This is a genomic window from Desulfovibrio gilichinskyi (assembly GCF_900177375.1).
Lineage (GTDB): Bacteria > Desulfobacterota > Desulfovibrionia > Desulfovibrionales > Desulfovibrionaceae > Maridesulfovibrio > Maridesulfovibrio gilichinskyi.
Window position 1 is genome coordinate 279,192 of sequence record NZ_FWZU01000004.1, and the last position, 17,087, is coordinate 296,278.

Here is a 17,087-nt window from a genome sequence, read left to right on the forward strand (position 1 = left end):
GGAATGAAGATAATAAAATCTTTGAGATTTTATGTGGTTGAAGAGCTTCGCTTAGTAAAATAAGCGATCAGTAAAAGGCTGGGTTTAAACTGATAATCGATTCTGGAGTTGAAAGAAGGCTGGATTATTCAAACATGAATGAGCGCGTTTCAGGTTGAGCCGCGCATATGAAGGCCATAATCAGGATTATTCCGGAGGCTGGGTTGTAAAAAATAGGGTCAAAGAATCCTGTAATGATAACAGCTGTAATAAGCGATGCCATAATGTTCGATGAATATTTTATAGAGATAGTCGTTACAATTGCAACCGCTCCGGCTATTCCGGCTATTCCCCATGCTGTCAGAATGTGGAGCCACAGCGGAGCAATGTGGAAAAGGTATGTTCCTGAATCGGTCCACAGAAAATTCTGTTTATGCCACAGTTGCCAGATGGCCGCAGGAATATTCAGCGGCAGCGGAGAAGCTATGGGGTAACCTGACAGCAATAAATGCGGAGCCTTTTCAAGCAACCCTAAAATGGAAAACCAGAGCCAGTAGGTCGGCAGATCATTTGGATTAAAAAAGGTCATGTCCTGTGATACGAGCACAAAAATATTAAACATAAAAAAAACAAGTACAATGGCTGTCTTTTTTAGAGCTTTACCCGGGCCGAAAAATAAAAGTACCAGAACGGCCGCGAAATTAGCGTCTCTGCTTAGAGTGCACATTATTCCTGTAAATATAAGAACTCTGGTGATTTTCAGCTTTGAAGGCTCATGCAATGTTGCGCATAATCCAGCTAATAAAATAGAGGTTGTCCATTTTGCGCTTCCTAAAAGTTCGGGTATGGTAACAATTCCGTTCAAATAAAATAGATATATAAAGTCGGCGATTATGAGAACTGAAAGGCACGATGCCCAGAAGTAAAAGTTTTCCGGCTTCGGCATGGCAAAATTAGTAACCCAGAGCGCCGCAACGAATCCGTATAAAAGCGGGCGCATTTCCATGAGAAAAGGCAATGACGATGCTAACGGCGTTAGCATCGGAGTGATGTATTTAGAACATATCCAGAAGATAAGAACAGCAGGAATGCCTGCTTTCAGCCAGAGATGTGAGCTGGTTTGTTTCTTTTTGTACGGTTCAACAAGCAGCCCTATAACGGCAAGCCCTGCGACAAGGATGTCCGCAAGGTTTTGTGGCGCAACAGAGCCGTCCATGCCGTAAGCTGCCGACAATAGTGGTAGCCCTAAGCTGAAAAGAGCTACTGGAAATTCTGATGCAGAGATGGCTTTAGTCTTTAAGTTCATTTGTAAGAGGCTGTTACATTGATCTTTTTAGGATGAGAAGCCCTAAAAAATAATAATAATCTGATTGTTAAGTTAACCGTGCGGAAATTTTGAGTTTTAATCGGTTAAAATAATTAAAAGGGAATCTAGGAAGCTGTGGAATTCTATTTCTTTTTACAAAAAGCAAATCAAGAATATGGGCAACCGGTTCGGCTGATGACAGAAAATTTGTACATCCGGCGCAATAGGTAACTATGGGAACACCAGTTTGCTTCGCTTCAGCAATTCGTTTGCTCTTCCATGCCAGTGCAAAATCTTTATTATGGAACCCTACAGCTCCACCTTCACCGCAGCATATTGTTTTCTCGCGGCTGTGATCCATTTCAATCAGGCTGACTCCGCTTTTTGTTAGAAGAGTCCTGATGTTTTCTTGCAACTCAGACTCAAAACGGGTGACGCACGGGTCGTGTACAGTTACTTTTTTAAGCCACGGCTTGTTCATAATGATATTTGAGCTGAGCAGTTCTTCGTAAACAGAGGTTATCTTAAATGTAGGAGAAAATTCTTTGAAAGTAATATGACAGTTTGGACAGGCAGTTAAAATTTTGGTTATTCCACGAGCTTCTATGAATTGTGAAAGCTTTGAAATCGCTTCGGTATGGGAGTCGTAAAGGCCGAGCATTTTAGACGGTTTAGAACAGCAGTTAAGAATTAGTCCTAAAGATGGATCACTTTGTTTCAACGCTGAATACACTGCGCGCGTCGCCGTCGGGAATAAGGCTGGCAAAGTACACCCCGGAAAGAACGCTGTTTTGCAACCTTCCGGCAGTATGTTGTCTTTAAAGGGAAATTTGCCGCCAATCCGCTCATAGTTCAAAAGAGGTGAATACTGATCTATGCCGAATAAATTTTCTTCCTGCGCATGGCGGCGAAGTGTTTCGAACATTTTAAAGGGCTGTGCGTCAACAGGGCAGACTGCGCTGCAGAGTGAACACTCAGAGCACTGATATGAATTAATTGCAGCTTCGTCATGACCATGCTGTGATGCGAGACATTTTTCTGCAATTTTATCGGGTGCACCAAATTGCTGCAAAAAAAAACATTCAGAAATACATTTGCCGCAAGCGATACAGTTATCGGCTGTATGTTTAATACTACGCAACCTGGCAGCCCCAGACTTTAACTCGTTTATTAACGTATTCCGTACACTTACCTTTAAGTTTAACTTTAACTCCAGGTTTCATATTGCTGACAATTGCGGTCTGATTTTCGGTAAAATGGCAGATTACTTCCGCTGTGAAATTTGAAATTCCTTTTAGCCCCACATGTAAATCTCCAAATGCTTTTGCTGAAACATCAACTACTTCTCCGGTAATTTCGATGACTTCATTTAAGTATTTACCGCTGGCAACAGTGTTGTTCTCGACAAAATCCAAATAAAGTTTATATGAACCGACACGAAGTTTTGGCTGGCTAGTACTGACTTCATTTGCTATCCGTGCATGCCATGCGCTTAAAGTTTCCTTTTGGTGCGGAGATGATGACTGATGAGCTGTCGGGCCTGGCCTCTGTGTTTTTTGAAGGTCTACCCGGTTGACCAGTTGTCCGTTTGAATCAAAAATATCTGCTGTAGGTTTACCTTCGTCAGAGAGATAGATTTTTGATCTGACACGGCCCATCGGGTCTACCAGATGGAATTCTTCTGCTTTAACTATGTTGCTCATTCCCGTTTCTCCCTGTATCGCTTGTTAGCGTGTCTGGTGACATTTTATTTAATTTACTAAGTCATTATGAGAAAAAGCAAGAAATAATATAAATTTATTCATGTTTTTTTCGTCCGTTAGTACCTTTTTTCTTTTTAAGAAAGTTGATATTGCTCTTAAAGCTTGACTTGGATAAACAGAAGCTTTAATAGTCAACCCCTTTCTTTACGCAATCTTTATTGATCACTGGAGAGGTGGATTTCTGGTGATCATTGTGTGTAAAAATGCTCAATCCGGCGGAGTAAGATAATTGTTCGATAGCCTATCAGATAGACTTTCCGAAGCCTTCAAAAATTTCAAGGGGCAGGGCCGACTGGATGAAAAAAACATCCAGGATGGTATGCGTGAGGTCCGGCTCGCTCTTTTAGAAGCGGACGTTAACTTCAAAGTCGTTAAAGAATTTGTAGAGAAAGTTAAGGAGCGTGCCCTAGGACAGGAAGTTCAGAAAAATCTTTCCGTCGGACAGCAGGTCATTAAGATCGTCAATGAAGAATTGACATTGCTGCTTGGCGGAGAACAGGAAGGACTGGTTCTTAAGGGTAAACCCGCCAAAATCATGATGGTAGGTTTGCAGGGTGCCGGTAAAACGACTTCAGCGGCAAAGATAGCCTTGTATCTTAGACGCAAGAAGTATAAGCCCTACCTCGTTCCTGCCGACGTTTACCGCCCTGCTGCTATTGAACAGCTTACTGTGCTGGCTAAGCAGCTGGATATGCCTGTGTATCCTTCCACAACCGAGATGAATCCTGTGGATATCTGCCGCGATGCAATAGTCAAAGCGGAAGAGGCAGGGTGTGACGTAATGCTTCTCGATACAGCTGGACGGCTGCATATCGATGAGCTGCTCATGGAAGAACTTGCAGGCATTAAGGCAGCTTGTTCTCCTGACGAAATACTTTTCGTAGCAGACGCAATGACAGGTCAGGACGCTGTTAATGTTGCTGCAACGTTTGATGAAAAACTTGATGTCACCGGCGTGGTGCTGACTAAAATGGATGGTGACGCCCGAGGCGGTGCGGCTCTTTCAATCAAGTCGGTTACCGGTAAGTGTGTTAAGTTTGTCGGTATGGGTGAAAAGCTTTCCGATTTGGAACTTTTCTATCCAGACAGGGCTGCCTCTAGAATTCTCGGAATGGGGGACGTCCTCTCCCTGATTGAGAAAGCTCAGTCCGTTATGGAAGAAGGGGAAGCTGAAAAGCTTACTGAAAAATTCCGCAAGGCAAAATTTGACCTTGAGGATTTTCGCACCCAGATGCGCAGAATGAAGAAGATCGGTTCGATGGGCAGCATTTTGAAGCTCATTCCGGGTCTTGGCGGATTGTCCAAGCAGCTCGGTGATATTGATATGCCGGACAAAGAACTGAACAGGATAGAGGCTATCATCTCCTCCATGACAATGGAGGAACGCAAGACGCCAAAGCTTATCAATCCCAGCCGAAGGAAAAGAATTGCCAAAGGTTCCGGGGTTGAGCTTGCGGATGTTAATTCAATGCTCAAGAATTTTGATCAGATGAGTAAGATGATGAAAAAAATGATGGGCGGAAAAGGCGGGATGGGGAAAATGCCCCAGATGCCGAATATGCCCGGAATGCCCGGTTCAGGTGGCGGCGGAATGCCGGGATTACCCGGCATGGAAGGGATGGAAGGGATGGAAGGCATCGGTCAGCCTTCTAAAGAAAAAAGCAAGAAAACCCTGCTCGCCCGTAAAAAGAAAAAACTACAGAAGCAAAATCGCAAGAAGCAGAAAAAGTAACTTTTTGTGAACCTGCTTGCAATTTATCTATGAACCACTTAAATTAAAGATTATATGGGGGAAAGTACACAATGGCTTTAAAACTCAGATTGACCCGTATGGGCTCCAAAAAACGCCCTTTTTACCGTCTTGTAGCTATCAACAGTGAAACCAGACGTGATGGTCGTCCTTTGGAATTCCTCGGACACTACAATCCAATGGTTGAACCTGTTGAACTTAAAATTGACATGGAAAAAGTTCAGAAGTGGATCGATAGAGGCGCATGCCCTAGCGATACAGTTAAAGCACTTCTTAAGAAAAATTCTTAAGGTTAGTTCTCACAACGGTTCGAATTTTTCTTCTTTCTCGGTTCATTCTCGACATCTGAAGCGGAGGTTGTTGGCATGTTGAAGGATTTAGTAGAATTTATTGCGAAATCTCTTGTTGACAATCCGGATGATGTAGTCGTCACCGAGATTGAAGGAGAGCAGACATCCGTAATCGAACTGAAGGTCGCAAAAGAAGACCTCGGTAAGGTTATAGGCAAGCAAGGGCGCACTGCAAGAGCAATGAGAACTTTGCTTGGGGCTGCATCAACCAAGGTGAGAAAACGTTCTGTTCTGGAAATTCTGGAATAGACGACTTCGACCCGGACCATAAACCGGTAGGCTGCTATGGAAATGCTATTAGTAGCCGAGGTGGTCAAACCACATGGCCTGAGGGGGGAAGTTTGCATCGATTCCCATGCGGACTCCCCTTTTCTCTACGATGAGGTTGCTTGTCTTTATCTGAGAAGAGAAGGACAGAAGCCCCGTCGTTTTGGTGTGCAATCCTTTCGGATGCACAGCGGGCGTGCTTTAGTTACTTTCGAAGGCATAAATGACCGTGATAAGGCTGAAACGCTGCGCGGCATGGACGTCTTGGTAAATAAGGCGGATCTTCCCAAACTTGGGGATGATGAAGTCTATATGTACCAATTGAAGGGTGCTGCCGTCGAACTTAAAGACGGAACAGCTGTGGGAACCATTTCGGATTTTCTTTTTGCGCCGGGTCAAGAGACTTGGGTGATCTCATCTTCAGATGGAAAAGAAATTCTTTTCCCTGCTGTGGCTGAGTTTGTATTGTCTGTGGATGTAGATGCAAGAAAGGTTGTGATTGATCCGCCTGAAGGGCTTATCGATATATACCTGACTGCACCTGCTAAATAATGGGACGACCCTTGTCTTTTAAAAAGCCGGTTAATTAGTCTGTGAATTTCAATTTGATTACGCTTTTTCCGGAATTTTTCGATTCCCCTCTTTCAAACGGCCTTATGAGTAAGGCTGTTGAAAGGGATATCGTTTCATTCAATACTGTCAATCCACGTGATTTTGCTGTTGATAATCATAAGAGCGTGGATGACCGTCCTTACGGGGGCGGACCTGGTATGGTCATGTTCATTGAGCCTATAGCTCGCAGTCTCGATTCTGTGGGCATTAAACCTGTTCGTCAGGGAGGCTGCGGCAAGGGTAAAAGGTTGCTGATGCTGTCGCCGAAAGGTCGTCCGCTTACCCAGAAACTTGCTATTGAACTTGCTGGGGAAGATGAGCTGACACTTGTCTGCGGACGGTATGAAGGAATTGACGCTCGCTTTGAAGAGATATTTCCCGTTGAGGCTGTCTCTGTCGGAGACTTTGTTCTTAACGGAGGTGAAGCCGGTGCGTTGTGTCTTATCGAAGCCGTAGCCAGATTGCTGCCGGATTTCATGGGCCATTCTGAATCGGGCACTGAGGAAAGTTTTTCTTCGGGTCTTCTGGAGTATCCGCACTATACCCGTCCTGCAGAATATGAAGGACTCAAAGTGCCGGAGATTCTCTCTTCCGGGAATCATGCTCTGATCGATGAATGGAGGAATAAAAGGTCTCTTGATGAGACTTTGAATTCCAGACCGGAATTGCTTTCTGAAGCTGACGGCTTAAAAAAAGAAGATGTTTATCATTTACGGTCAATACCCCGTAAACGTTTAGGAAAACATCTTTCAATGGCTTTAGTACACTATCCGGTGCTAAATAAATTTGGTGAAAAAGCCGCTGTTTCTTTGACAAACCTTGATATTCACGATATGTCCCGCGTTTCCCGCTCTTACTCATTGGCAGGGATGTATGCAGTGACTCCTATCGAGGACCAGAAGAAATTGGCTGACCGAATAATTTCTCATTGGACCTCGGGACCGGGTAGCAGGACGAACCCGGACAGAGCTGCCGCTCTGGCAAAGGTCAGTGTGATGGACTCCCTGATCGATGTGGTGGAGCATATTGAGTCGGGAACGGGTAAGAAACCGATACTGGTGACAACCAGTGCTCGGGGCGCGGGTAATGTGACTCCTAGTCAGGTCCGTGAAATGCTTTATGACAATCCGGTGCTTCTGGTCTTCGGAACAGGACATGGATTGGCTCCCGAAATTCTTGAAATGGCAACGGGATGTCTTAGACCTCTCCGTTTCATGGATGGATATAATCACTTATCAGTAAGAAGTGCGGTGGCAATAACGGTTGACAGGCTTTTGGGAGACGCTTGGTAGATTTCGTTTTTGGATACCGCAAATTGAATTTATATAAGGAGTAGCAACATGAACGTAATTAAAAAGATCGAACGCGAACACATGCGTCTTGATATGCCTGCATTTAAAGCAGGTGACACCGTAAAAGTACATCTTCGCATTATCGAAGGTGAAAAAGAACGTATCCAGGTTTTCCAGGGTGTTGTTCTTCGTTTCCGTAACGGTTCAACCGATTCAACTTTCACAGTACGTAAGATCTCCGACGGTATCGGCGTAGAACGCGTATTTGCAGTACATTCTCCCTACATTGAACGTGTAGAAGTTGTTACTGAAGGTAAAGTTCGTCGTAGCCGCATTTACTATCTTCGTGACCTTAAAGGTAAAGCAGCACGTATCAAATCAAAGAACGCTTGGTAGCACCCGAAGATTTAAATCTTCTTGGTTCACTCATCCGGGCAGTCTGTCCGGCGGAGTACGCAACTACGAGTTGAAAACCGTCTCTCCCGGATCGAAAGATTCAGGAGCAGACGGTTTTTTTGTTGGTTCTACAATGGAGCAGTCAGAATGTCTCATGAGTTGTCATACGGGATACTTCCGGGAATGGGCGGAGAAGTCGGACTCATCGCAGGAATTGATGAAGCCGGCAGGGGGTGTCTGGCCGGTCCTGTTGTTGCAGGCGCTGTTATTCTGCCTGCCGAATATGACTTGCCCGGGCTTACCGATTCTAAGAAGCTGACTGAATCCGCGCGTGATATTTTGGCGCAGCAAATACGTGAACAGGCTGTATGCTGGTCTCTTGGTGTTAGCAGGGCGCAGGTGGTAGACCGGATAAATATTCTTCAGGCAACGTTCAGAGCTATGGCCAGAGCGGCAATTCATCTTAAAGTGCAGCCTTCTGTTTTGCTAATTGATGGAAATAAGACTATTCCGTTAAATCACTTTAATGGAATTGCAGGATTTCAGCAGGAATCGATAATTAAAGGTGATGAGAAAATTCCCGCTATTTCAGCGGCCTCGATCCTCGCAAAAACTTTTAGAGATTCCTTGATGGTTAAACTGGAAAAGATATACCCGGGATACGGTTTTGCTGTGCATAAAGGGTATGGAACAAAATTTCATATGGATGCAGTCCGTGAAAAAGGTCCCTGCCTGATCCATCGACTCACTTTTAAAGGCGTGCGTCCTGAAAAGAAAAAATCAGGGCAGGAGAGTATGTGTCTCCCAGGCATTTAGATTTCGGCGAGGCCGGAGAAAATTTTGCTGCCTGTTATCTTGAGTGCAGAGGGTTCACTGTTCGTCACCGGAATTGGCGGTGGCGACAATGGGAGCTTGATATTATCTGTGAAGACCTGCCCGGTCCTGACGGTGAGCGCGATCTTGTTTTTGTGGAAGTGAAGACCAGAGCCGGAAGTTCCGTGCAAAAGGGCGTGCAGGCGGTGACTCCTGCAAAATGCCGTAAATTAGTAAAAGCTGCTTCACATTATTTGTCGGCAATGGACTTATGGCATAGACCGTGCCGTTTTGATCTTGTTATTGTAAATGATGCCGGAAACGGCATGAACGCGGAGCACATAAAAAATGCCTTCGAAATCTCCGACTTTATGGGTAGTGGCAACACCGCTTGGCAACCTTGGTGATATTTCAGACCGTGCAAGAAAAGTGCTGGCCTCGGCAGATGTTATTCTGGCCGAGGATACCCGCAGGACCGGCAAGCTGCTTACCGGACTTGATATCAAAGGAAACGGCTTTATCAGTCTTCATGATCATAATGAAGAAAAGCGCATAGCAAAGGTCCTCGAATTTTTTGACGAAGGCGGAAGCGCCGCGCTTGTGTCAGATGCCGGAACACCGCTCATGAGTGATCCCGGTTATAGGCTTGTCAAAGCCTGCCGTGAGCATGGTGTGAAAATAGTCCCTGTGCCCGGTCCGTGTGCACCTGTTACCGCTTTAAGTGCTTGCGGTCTTCCTCCGTATCCATTTGTTTTTTTGGGATTTATGCCACGTAAAGACGGGCAGATGACAAAACTTCTGGAAACACACGGAGCAACAGGAGCGACAATAGTCTTTTTTGAGCGTAAATCCAGACTTCGTGAAACTTTGGAAGTAGCTTACAGGGTGCTTGGAGACAGAGAATTTGTTATATGCCGTGAGCTGACTAAAGATTATGAAGAATTTATATCAGGAACTTTGTCCGGGCATGCTGATGTTTCTGAAGAACTCAAAGGTGAGATAACCGTTGTAGTCGGGCCGCCGGTTATAAGTGGGCCGGCAAGCGAAGAAGAAATATTACGTCTCATAGATCAAGAAATGGAGTCAGGCGAAAAACCCAAAGTTGTTGCCAGAAACGTTGCAGATCGCGTTCAGGGGTGGACAGCCAAAGCTGTCTATGAAAAAGTGACTGAAAGAAAAACAAATAGTTAGGGCATTAGGATTGTTTTGCAACGGTTTTAATATAATCCGAAGCAGTGGTGGAAGCGGTCGTGAATGAAAAAGTGAAAGTGAAAAAATCTCTCGCCCTGGCTTTTGTCAGGTGTTTTCTTCGCAGTTATTTTGTAGGAGCGGGGTTCAATACTCGCGGATTGCAGAATATCGGCTTCTCTTACGCCATGCAGCCCGGACTCGAAGCTCTCTATTCAGACCCGCTGGAGTTATCCAGAGCCCGTAAACGGTACGTTAAGCATTATAATTCTCATCCGTTCTGGGCTCCATTGCTGATAGCTATTTTTCTGGCGGTGGAAATACAGATTAAAGACGGTAAGTTTCCAGTCGCTTTTTTGAATAAAGTAAAAAATACTACCAGTTATACACTTTCTGCTATAGGTGATTCTGTCTTTGCCGGAAGTGCTTTGATTTTCTGGGCCTTAGCAACGATCTCTTTATTGCTTGCTGGTAATACTACGGCGGCTATGCTACTCGGTTTAATATCGTTTGCGGCATTGCAAATATTTAAAGTATATATTTTCTGGGGCGGCCTGCATAAGGGGCTCGGATTTCTGAATGAACTGAAAAAATGGGATTTGATTAATTTAGGCGAACGGCTGAAATTTGTTAATGCGCTCGTTCTTCTGCTGATCTGGATTCAGTTGTGGCCTTCAGATATGGGTATTTTTCAGTGGTATGGCGGAACTGCGATACTGGGATCATTAGGGTGGCTTATTGCAACCGGGAAAATCTCCAGAGAAGTTGTTGCCGTGCTTTTTTTCGTAGTAAGTGTGTTTTTGATAAATTTATTGTAAATAAAGAATTTTGCGTTAGCATAATAGATATAAAGGAACGGTCGAAAATGATTGATAATAGCGCGCTGCGTGAAGGTTCTCCAGATTCGGAAACCGCTGTAGCCCGGACTGTTATTGTAGTTAACCAATTGGGACTGCATGCTCGGCCTGCGGCTCAGCTTGCTCAGGAAGCTCAAAATTTTCAGGCTGAGATCACAATTTTGTGTGATTCTCAGGAAGTGGATGCTAAAAGTATTCTTGATATTTTGACGCTCGCAGCAGCACAGGGAAGTTCTCTTGAACTGAGAGCTGAAGGTATTGATGCCGTAGAAGCTCTTGATTGTCTGGAAGGATTGTTTAAATCAAAATTCGGAGAGGATAAGTAATGGCCAGAGAAGTCGTTACCGGTATTTCCGTTTCAACCGGCATTGCCATAGGCAAAGCCTATTTTTTGAATCGCAGCATTTCTTCTAACTTGCCGCGGCAGACTGTGCCGGAGCACATGGTTGCCGGAGAAAAAGAGCGACTTGCCTACGCCTTTACTGAAGCCGTTAAAGAGTTGGCGGCCGTGCGACTGAAAGTTCCGGCAGAATTGAAAGAACATCAGCTGATTATTGATTCGCATTTAATGATGCTCAAGGACCCGAAGTTTTCCAAGTCCGCGCTTAAATATATTGACGACCTTAGTATTAATGCTGAATGGGCACTGGATAAAGCCGTAAATGATCTTGAAAAAGCTTTCGGAGCTCTGGAAGATAAATATATCCGTGAACGCATGCAGGACGTGCGTCAGGTTGCCCAGAGGGTTCAAGCTAAGCTTATCGGCGGAGAAGCGATTCTGAGCCCTATTGAGGGCCGTGCAGTGCTTATGGCACATGACCTTAGTCCCGCTGATACCATCGAGCTTGAAATTAACAAGCTGATGGCTTTTGTCACGACTCTCGGCGGCAAAACTTCGCACACCGGAATTTTAGCACGTACTCTGAATATCCCCGCTTTGGTTGGGGCCGAAAAACTTGAAAATTCTGTTGTGGACGGTGATCTTGTAATTGTAGACGGCCTTTCAGGTAAGATTATTGTTGACCCTGATGAAGAGGAACTCGAACATTATCATAACTTGCAGATCCAGTTTGAGACTTATCAGGGCACGATTATAAGAAGCTGTCAGCTTCCTGCTGAAACTGAAGACGGATACCGGGTTCAGGTTTTGGCCAATATTGAACTTTCTGAAGAGGTTTCAACTGTCATAAACAATGGCGGGGAAGGAATCGGACTGTTCAGAACAGAGTATGCCTATTTGAACCGGAGCGACCTTCCGGATGAAGAAGAACTCACCGAGAAATACACTGAACTTGCCACGATCATGTCTCCTCACAAGGTTGTTTTGAGAACTCTGGACCTCGGTGCAGATAAATTCATGTCTTATTTCGGGCCGCTTGATGAAGCGAATCCTGCAATGGGACTTAGAGCGATAAGATTTTGTTTGAAGCATCAAGACCTTTTCCATACGCAGTTAAGGGCAATATTGCGGGCCAGTGCGTGTGGGAATGTTTCAGTCATGTTCCCCATGATCTCCGGGCTTAAAGAAGTTCATCAGGCAAAAGAAGCCTTGGAACGCGCTAAGGCGGAACTGACGGCAGAAGGCATAGATTATGATCATGACATGCAGGTCGGTGTTATGATTGAGCTCCCTGCCGCGGTTATGATTGCGGAAATTCTGGCTCAGGAAGTGGATTTTTTCAGTATCGGAACTAACGATTTGATTCAGTACAGTATCGGTATCGACCGGACTAATCCGCATGTTTCGTATCTGTATCAGCCTTTGCATCCGGCTATAGTTCGCTCTATCAAGTATGTTGTTGACGCAGGGCACAGAGCGGGGATAGGCGTTAGTCTTTGCGGCGAAGTTGCTTCTGATCCGTATTGTGTGCCTATCCTGATGGGTATGCAGATCGACAGTCTCAGCCTGACTCCGCAGGCCATTCCCGGCATTAAACGTATTTTACGGCAGCTTAGAATGCCTGAATGCAAACAGCTGCTAAAAGAGGTTCTGCACTGTCGCACTGTTGCACACATTAATAAGCTTGTTACTGAAAATATTTATAAAAAATATCCTGAAGAACTGATGTTTTTTGCATCTCTTCTGGATAACGACGATATTACAGGTTAAATTTTATTATGGCTAAAGCTAAAAAGAAAAGCCCTTCTTCTATTGCACAGAATAAGGTTGCTCGTCGAAATTATGATTTTATAGATACCTTGGAAGCAGGTCTTTTACTTGTGGGAACCGAGGTTAAATCTCTGCGTCAGGGGCAGATCAGCTTCAACGACGGGTATGTCAATTTTAAAGACGGCGAAGCATGGCTGATAGGTATTCATATAGCTCCTTACGATCACGCCGGACATACGCAGCATGATCCTGACCGTGCTCGCAAGCTGTTACTGCATGATTATGAAATTGAAAAATTGCAGACAAAATCAGAGCAGAAAGGGCTGACTGTTATACCTGTGAGTCTTTACTTTTCACGAGGCAAGATTAAATTACAGATAGCTCTTGCAAAAGGTAAAAATGTTCACAGCCGTAAGGAAGAGTTGAAGCGGCGTGATATAGCAAAAGACACGGCCCGCCAATTAGCTAATTATTAGCTAACGGACGAGCCGTAAAAACTTTCACCACCCCTTGCCGGTAGGTGGATAAAGTATGGTATGGGATAGTAACTTTTCGTCCGTCAAGGATCGAAAATATTTACTGAAGTCTCGAAATTAAAACGGTTAGACCCATAGTAACTCCGATCCAGAAAAATAGTTTAATAGTGCCTGTTACGGGATCAAGTCTGGTATAACCTGAGATGCTGTCTTCTGGAGTCAGAATTTCCATTACGAAGTTGCTTACGCTGTCAACCATGACAATTCTCCTTTTTCGTGAAGTTGATTTAAAAAAAATCACGAACTTGTTAAAAACTATATGCCTGTTTTGTTTCATTCAATCCAACGGGAATAATAGAACCCCCCCTTTAAGTTTTTCGATGGGTAAATAATTTAATATCATTCAATTGTAACATTTATGCCGTAAGTTGTTAAAACTATGGAACTATATCAGATCAAAACTTTTGTGGTGGTAGCCGATGCCGGTAATTTAACCAGAGCTGCGAAACAATTGCATGCCAGCCAGTCCACAATAAGTTTGCATATTAAATCTCTTGAAGAAGAGCTTGGTGTGTGCCTTTTTTTGCGGACCCCAAAAGGTATGGTTCTTACTCCGGAAGGAGAATCCCTTGTAAAACGGGCTCAGGACGTTCTTGATTCAGTTGAAAAAATGCATGCTGAAGCCTTGACTCTTTGTGGTGATGTTTCAGGAGAAGCCCGTGTCGGACTGCAAACATCACCAGTCTATTTAAGAACCCCTCAGCTTATTAAGTGTATTAAAGATAATTATCCCGGTCTCAATCTACAGTTTGTCCAGCATCAGACATGGACAATGCGCCGTGAAGTTGCAGGCAGAACAGTCGAAGGCGGCTTTTTTTATTCAGTATGCCCTCCTGAGGAAGTTGAAGGGATTCTTTTAGAGAACACTGTGCTTAGAGTTGTCGGACCTGCTTCATGGCAGGCTAAAATTGAAAATGCCAAGTGGGAAGATCTTGCTAAATTGCCGTGGATCTGGACTCCGGCGGAGTGTTCTTTCAGCCAGAAATTGAACGAAACATTTCATCTTCTAGGGCTTGAAGCCAGTAAATCTATGATCGCAGACAGTGAAGACGCACATAATATTTTAGTCCGTTTTGAAAACGGGGTAACCGTCATGCGTGACGATGAAGCACGCGAAGGCGCAGATGCAGGGTCATTTTACATCTGGCCCGGCGGACATCTTGAAGTCGGGTTATATTTCGGATTCCATAAGCAGCGAAAAGCTGACCCTATTGTAAAGGCTTTGATTGATTGTGTTGAAAAAGTCTGGAAGTCTTAAGCTTCTTAAGCGGTTATGTAATGAAATCCTATCCAGAAAAATTATCCAGATTACAGCGCAAGTTTTTAAAAAAACTTTTTCCTGACAGTGAGAGCGGCTTCTCTGATGGAGAACTTCTTTCGTGCGGCGTAGATGCCAGCCGTAAACATGCTAAACCGTTAGCTCTTGTTAAACCACATTGCGCCGAGCAGGTATCCGAACTTTTATCTTGGGCGCAGAAAGAACGTATGCCTGTTTATCCAAGAGCCAGAGCCACCAATAAGGTTGGCGGTTGTGTTCCTGTTAAGAACGGTATTGTTGTCTCCATGCTGGGTATGAATTCCATTTTAGAGATAAATTCCAGTGATTTTGTGACCGTAGTCCAGCCCGGCGTAATTACGGCTGATTTACAGCGAAGTGTTGAGAAACAAGGTCTCTTTTATCCTCCTGATCCAGCAAGTTTCAAAATTTCGACTATCGGTGGAAATATCTCCACATGTGCAGGTGGAATGCGGGCCGTTAAATACGGTGTAACCCGTGATTATGTGCTCGGCCTTGAAGCTGTTATTCCCGGCGGGGAAATCATCCATACAGGCGGGCGTACTCATAAAAATGTTGTAGGGCTTGACCTTACAAGACTTTTTGTCGGTTCCGCAGGATCACTCGGATTGATTACTAAGGCCACTTTGAAACTGCTTCCTCTTCCAGATACCTCCGCCTCGGTTCTCATCGGTTTTGAAAATTTAGCAGGCTGCCTTAAAGGGGCAGAGGCTGTTTTCGGTTGCGGAATTTTGCCTACGGCGATGGAACTTATGGATAAGAACACGCTCAAGGCTTTGGAAATGCATTCGGAAGTACCGTGGCCTGTCGATACCGGAGGGGTGCTGCTTCTTAAGATTGACGGCTCCCATGAGTCCGTTGCGGCAGATCTTAAACAGATTGAAAAAGCTCTTTCACAAGTATCTACAACCTTCCTGGAAAAGGGGAGCGGAGATGATCAGGAACGATTGTGGGAGCTGCGCAGGGTTATCAGCCCTGCCGCATTTAATCTAGCCCCGAACAAGCAGGGTGAAGATGTTGCGGTTCCTCGTGGAAAAGTAGCTCAGGCTATTGAAAGTTATCATGAAATTGGAGATAAACTGGACGTTGTGGTCTTGTGTTTCGGCCATCTCGGGGATGGCAATATTCACGTAAGCGTGATGTATGACAAGTCTGTACCCGGTCAATCTGAGAATGCGCTAAAAGCCAAAAAAGCTATTTTCAGCAGTACGTTGGCTCTTGGCGGAACATTGTCAGGAGAGCATGGCATCGGTTTGACAAAAGCGGACTATATCGGAATGCAAATTGGTAATGCTGAATTAAATTTAATGCACGGCATCAAAAATGTTTTTGACCCGCTGAATATAATGAATCCGGGAAAGGTTGTATAATGGCTGTCTCTAAAAGCTGCGTTCAATGCGGTAAATGTCTTGAAGTTTGCCCTCTTTTTAAAGTCACCGGAAGAGAAGAACTGACACCGCGTGCAAAATTTTTTTTGGAAAGTCTTGACCCGTCAGCGGGGCTAAGTGAAAAAGATTTTAAATCTTTAGCTTCTATGTGTCTTTCGTGCGGTCGGTGTGAAAAAAACTGTCCGCAGAATATGTCCGTACCGGATATGGTCTCGGCGTTAAGGGCCGAATCTAAATATTTTACCAAGACTTGCTGGGATTTATGGCTTTCAAAACCGGGCTTTATCTGGCCCTTGGCAGCTGCTTTATCAAAATTTACTCCTGAAGCTCTGCCGGAACCTGTCGGGTCCGCAAAGAAAAGAATGGAAGCCCTTTTTGCGAAGAGTCCTGCGCCTTGGGTAAGACTTGTACCTGATATTAAATTTGAAGAAAAAAAGGTTGTTCTGTTTAAGGGATGTGTCGGCAGTTACGCGCGGCAGGACTGGGTGCGCAAGGCAGAACATCTGATGGACGGAGCAGGGTTGATCAGGGCCGGAATACCTGAATTCAGTTGTTGCGGCTCCTCCTATGGAAGTGCCGGATTGCTGAGCAGGCAAAACTCCGCAAGAAAAGCCAATATCCGTGAATGGAAGAGGCTGAATTTTCCGCTTATAATCATTTTCTGTACTACCTGTCTGAAAGGGCTTAAAGAATACTCTTTGTCAGACTTTGACGGAGATCAAGAGCTCTACAGCCTTTGGCTGTCAAACCTTGTTCCGCTGTCGTTTTTGCTGCTTGATGCGGATGTTAAAATTTTAGAAAACAGCCCGTCGCAGGTTATTTATCACAAACCATGCCATGCTCCTGAACCTGACTATGATCAGGTTTTGGTTGAAACCATTGCTGGTGATAAACTTATGCCTGTTAAAAAGGATATCTGCTGCGGATTCGGCGGGATTATGCAGCTCGGCGCACCTGATCTTTCTAAACAGGTTGGAGATTACTGTATAAACGACCTGACAAAATCAATATCTCCCGGTGCGCAGATTTTGACTGGATGCTCCGCCTGCGTTATTCAACTAGCAACTTTAGCAAAAGCTGACTTTTTTACAGGTCATTGGCTTGATATTTTAGAATAAGGACTTATTTGGGAACAATTGCTCGTTTTCAAAAAAAGAAAAATACGCGGATTCCCGCTGAGAAA

At 44.6% G+C, this 17,087-nt stretch carries 20 protein-coding genes; 16 read left to right on the forward strand and 4 right to left on the reverse strand.

Translation table 11 applies throughout. The annotated features are described in order from the left end of the window. Positions 1-124 precede the first annotated feature (124 nt). The 3 genes from B9N78_RS12805 to B9N78_RS12815 form a co-directional block, all read right to left on the reverse strand. Positions 125-1,285: a hypothetical protein gene (locus tag B9N78_RS12805; RefSeq protein ID WP_085102890.1), complete on the reverse strand. Its 1,161-nt coding sequence runs from the start codon at positions 1,283-1,285 to the stop codon at positions 125-127. A 67-nt stretch (positions 1,286-1,352) separates the two neighbouring features. Continuing rightward, the gene (locus B9N78_RS12810; protein ID WP_245805550.1) at positions 1,353-2,426 is read right to left on the reverse strand and encodes a (Fe-S)-binding protein; all 1,074 of its coding nucleotides are present in this window, start codon (positions 2,424-2,426) and stop codon (positions 1,353-1,355) included. Next, a complete protein-coding gene (locus B9N78_RS12815) occupies positions 2,419-2,988 on the reverse strand; it encodes an OB-fold protein (protein WP_085102895.1) in 570 nt (189 codons plus the stop codon). Before B9N78_RS12815 ends, B9N78_RS12810 begins: the two co-directional genes overlap by 8 nt. A 289-nt stretch (positions 2,989-3,277) precedes the next feature. On the opposite strand from B9N78_RS12815, the gene ffh reads away from it, so the two are divergent. From ffh to smpB, 13 genes are all read left to right on the forward strand, one after another. Further along, a complete protein-coding gene (gene ffh / locus B9N78_RS12820; protein WP_085102897.1) occupies positions 3,278-4,780 on the forward strand; it encodes a signal recognition particle protein in 1,503 nt (500 codons plus the stop codon). A 71-nt stretch (positions 4,781-4,851) separates the two neighbouring features. After that, a complete protein-coding gene (rpsP, locus tag B9N78_RS12825; protein ID WP_085102898.1) occupies positions 4,852-5,088 on the forward strand; it encodes a 30S ribosomal protein S16 in 237 nt (78 codons plus the stop codon). Between the two features lie 75 nt (positions 5,089-5,163). Beyond that, positions 5,164-5,397: a KH domain-containing protein gene (locus B9N78_RS12830; protein ID WP_085102901.1), complete on the forward strand. Its 234-nt coding sequence runs from the start codon at positions 5,164-5,166 to the stop codon at positions 5,395-5,397. A gap of 36 nt (positions 5,398-5,433) precedes the next feature. Continuing rightward, positions 5,434-5,967: a ribosome maturation factor RimM gene (gene rimM / locus B9N78_RS12835; RefSeq protein WP_085102903.1), complete on the forward strand. Its 534-nt coding sequence runs from the start codon at positions 5,434-5,436 to the stop codon at positions 5,965-5,967. Between the two features lie 41 nt (positions 5,968-6,008). Then, positions 6,009-7,319 (forward strand): tRNA (guanosine(37)-N1)-methyltransferase TrmD, encoded by a 1,311-nt coding sequence (gene trmD / locus B9N78_RS12840; RefSeq protein ID WP_085102905.1) that lies wholly within the window; start codon positions 6,009-6,011, stop codon positions 7,317-7,319. 48 nt (positions 7,320-7,367) lie between these two features. After that, entirely contained in the window at positions 7,368-7,715 is a 348-nt protein-coding gene (gene rplS, locus B9N78_RS12845; protein WP_085102907.1) for a 50S ribosomal protein L19, read from the forward strand. 147 nt (positions 7,716-7,862) lie between these two features. Next, the gene (locus B9N78_RS12850) at positions 7,863-8,531 is read left to right on the forward strand and encodes a ribonuclease HII (protein ID WP_245805551.1); all 669 of its coding nucleotides are present in this window, start codon (positions 7,863-7,865) and stop codon (positions 8,529-8,531) included. Further along, on the forward strand, positions 8,513-8,935 hold the full coding sequence (locus tag B9N78_RS12855; RefSeq protein ID WP_085102909.1) for a YraN family protein: 423 nt from the start codon (positions 8,513-8,515) through the stop codon (positions 8,933-8,935). Before B9N78_RS12850 ends, B9N78_RS12855 begins: the two co-directional genes overlap by 19 nt. Continuing rightward, positions 8,877-9,719 (forward strand): 16S rRNA (cytidine(1402)-2'-O)-methyltransferase, encoded by an 843-nt coding sequence (gene rsmI / locus B9N78_RS12860; RefSeq protein ID WP_085102911.1) that lies wholly within the window; start codon positions 8,877-8,879, stop codon positions 9,717-9,719. Before B9N78_RS12855 ends, rsmI begins: the two co-directional genes overlap by 59 nt. Positions 9,720-9,778: 59 nt before the next feature. Beyond that, positions 9,779-10,534, forward strand: a complete 756-nt coding sequence (locus B9N78_RS12865) for a PTS system mannose/fructose/sorbose family transporter subunit IID (RefSeq protein WP_137982540.1) — start codon at positions 9,779-9,781, stop codon at positions 10,532-10,534. Between the two features lie 47 nt (positions 10,535-10,581). Next, complete coding sequence (locus B9N78_RS12870; RefSeq protein ID WP_085102913.1) at positions 10,582-10,899, forward strand: HPr family phosphocarrier protein; 318 nt, start codon at positions 10,582-10,584, stop codon at positions 10,897-10,899. Then, positions 10,899-12,683: a phosphoenolpyruvate--protein phosphotransferase gene (gene ptsP / locus B9N78_RS12875; RefSeq protein ID WP_085102914.1), complete on the forward strand. Its 1,785-nt coding sequence runs from the start codon at positions 10,899-10,901 to the stop codon at positions 12,681-12,683. Before B9N78_RS12870 ends, ptsP begins: the two co-directional genes overlap by 1 nt. Before the next feature lie 8 nt (positions 12,684-12,691). Beyond that, complete coding sequence (gene smpB, locus B9N78_RS12880; protein WP_085102916.1) at positions 12,692-13,159, forward strand: SsrA-binding protein SmpB; 468 nt, start codon at positions 12,692-12,694, stop codon at positions 13,157-13,159. A gap of 100 nt (positions 13,160-13,259) precedes the next feature. Here smpB and B9N78_RS18175 read toward each other — a convergent pair whose 3' ends face one another. Continuing rightward, positions 13,260-13,418 carry a hypothetical protein gene (locus B9N78_RS18175; RefSeq protein WP_170921422.1) on the reverse strand — a complete coding sequence of 53 codons (159 nt, stop codon included), beginning with the start codon at positions 13,416-13,418 and terminating at the stop codon, positions 13,260-13,262. 180 nt (positions 13,419-13,598) lie between these two features. Here B9N78_RS18175 and B9N78_RS12885 point away from each other — a divergent pair, with 180 nt between their 5' ends. From B9N78_RS12885 to B9N78_RS12895, 3 genes are read left to right on the forward strand one after another with little or no spacing between them, the layout of a single operon-like run. Beyond that, complete coding sequence (locus tag B9N78_RS12885; RefSeq protein WP_085102918.1) at positions 13,599-14,477, forward strand: LysR family transcriptional regulator; 879 nt, start codon at positions 13,599-13,601, stop codon at positions 14,475-14,477. A 20-nt stretch (positions 14,478-14,497) separates the two neighbouring features. After that, entirely contained in the window at positions 14,498-15,886 is a 1,389-nt protein-coding gene (locus B9N78_RS12890) for an FAD-binding oxidoreductase (protein ID WP_085102920.1), read from the forward strand. After that, a complete protein-coding gene (locus B9N78_RS12895) occupies positions 15,886-17,022 on the forward strand; it encodes a (Fe-S)-binding protein (protein ID WP_085102922.1) in 1,137 nt (378 codons plus the stop codon). The genes B9N78_RS12890 and B9N78_RS12895 overlap by 1 nt, the downstream gene beginning before the upstream one ends. Positions 17,023-17,087 lie beyond the last annotated feature (65 nt).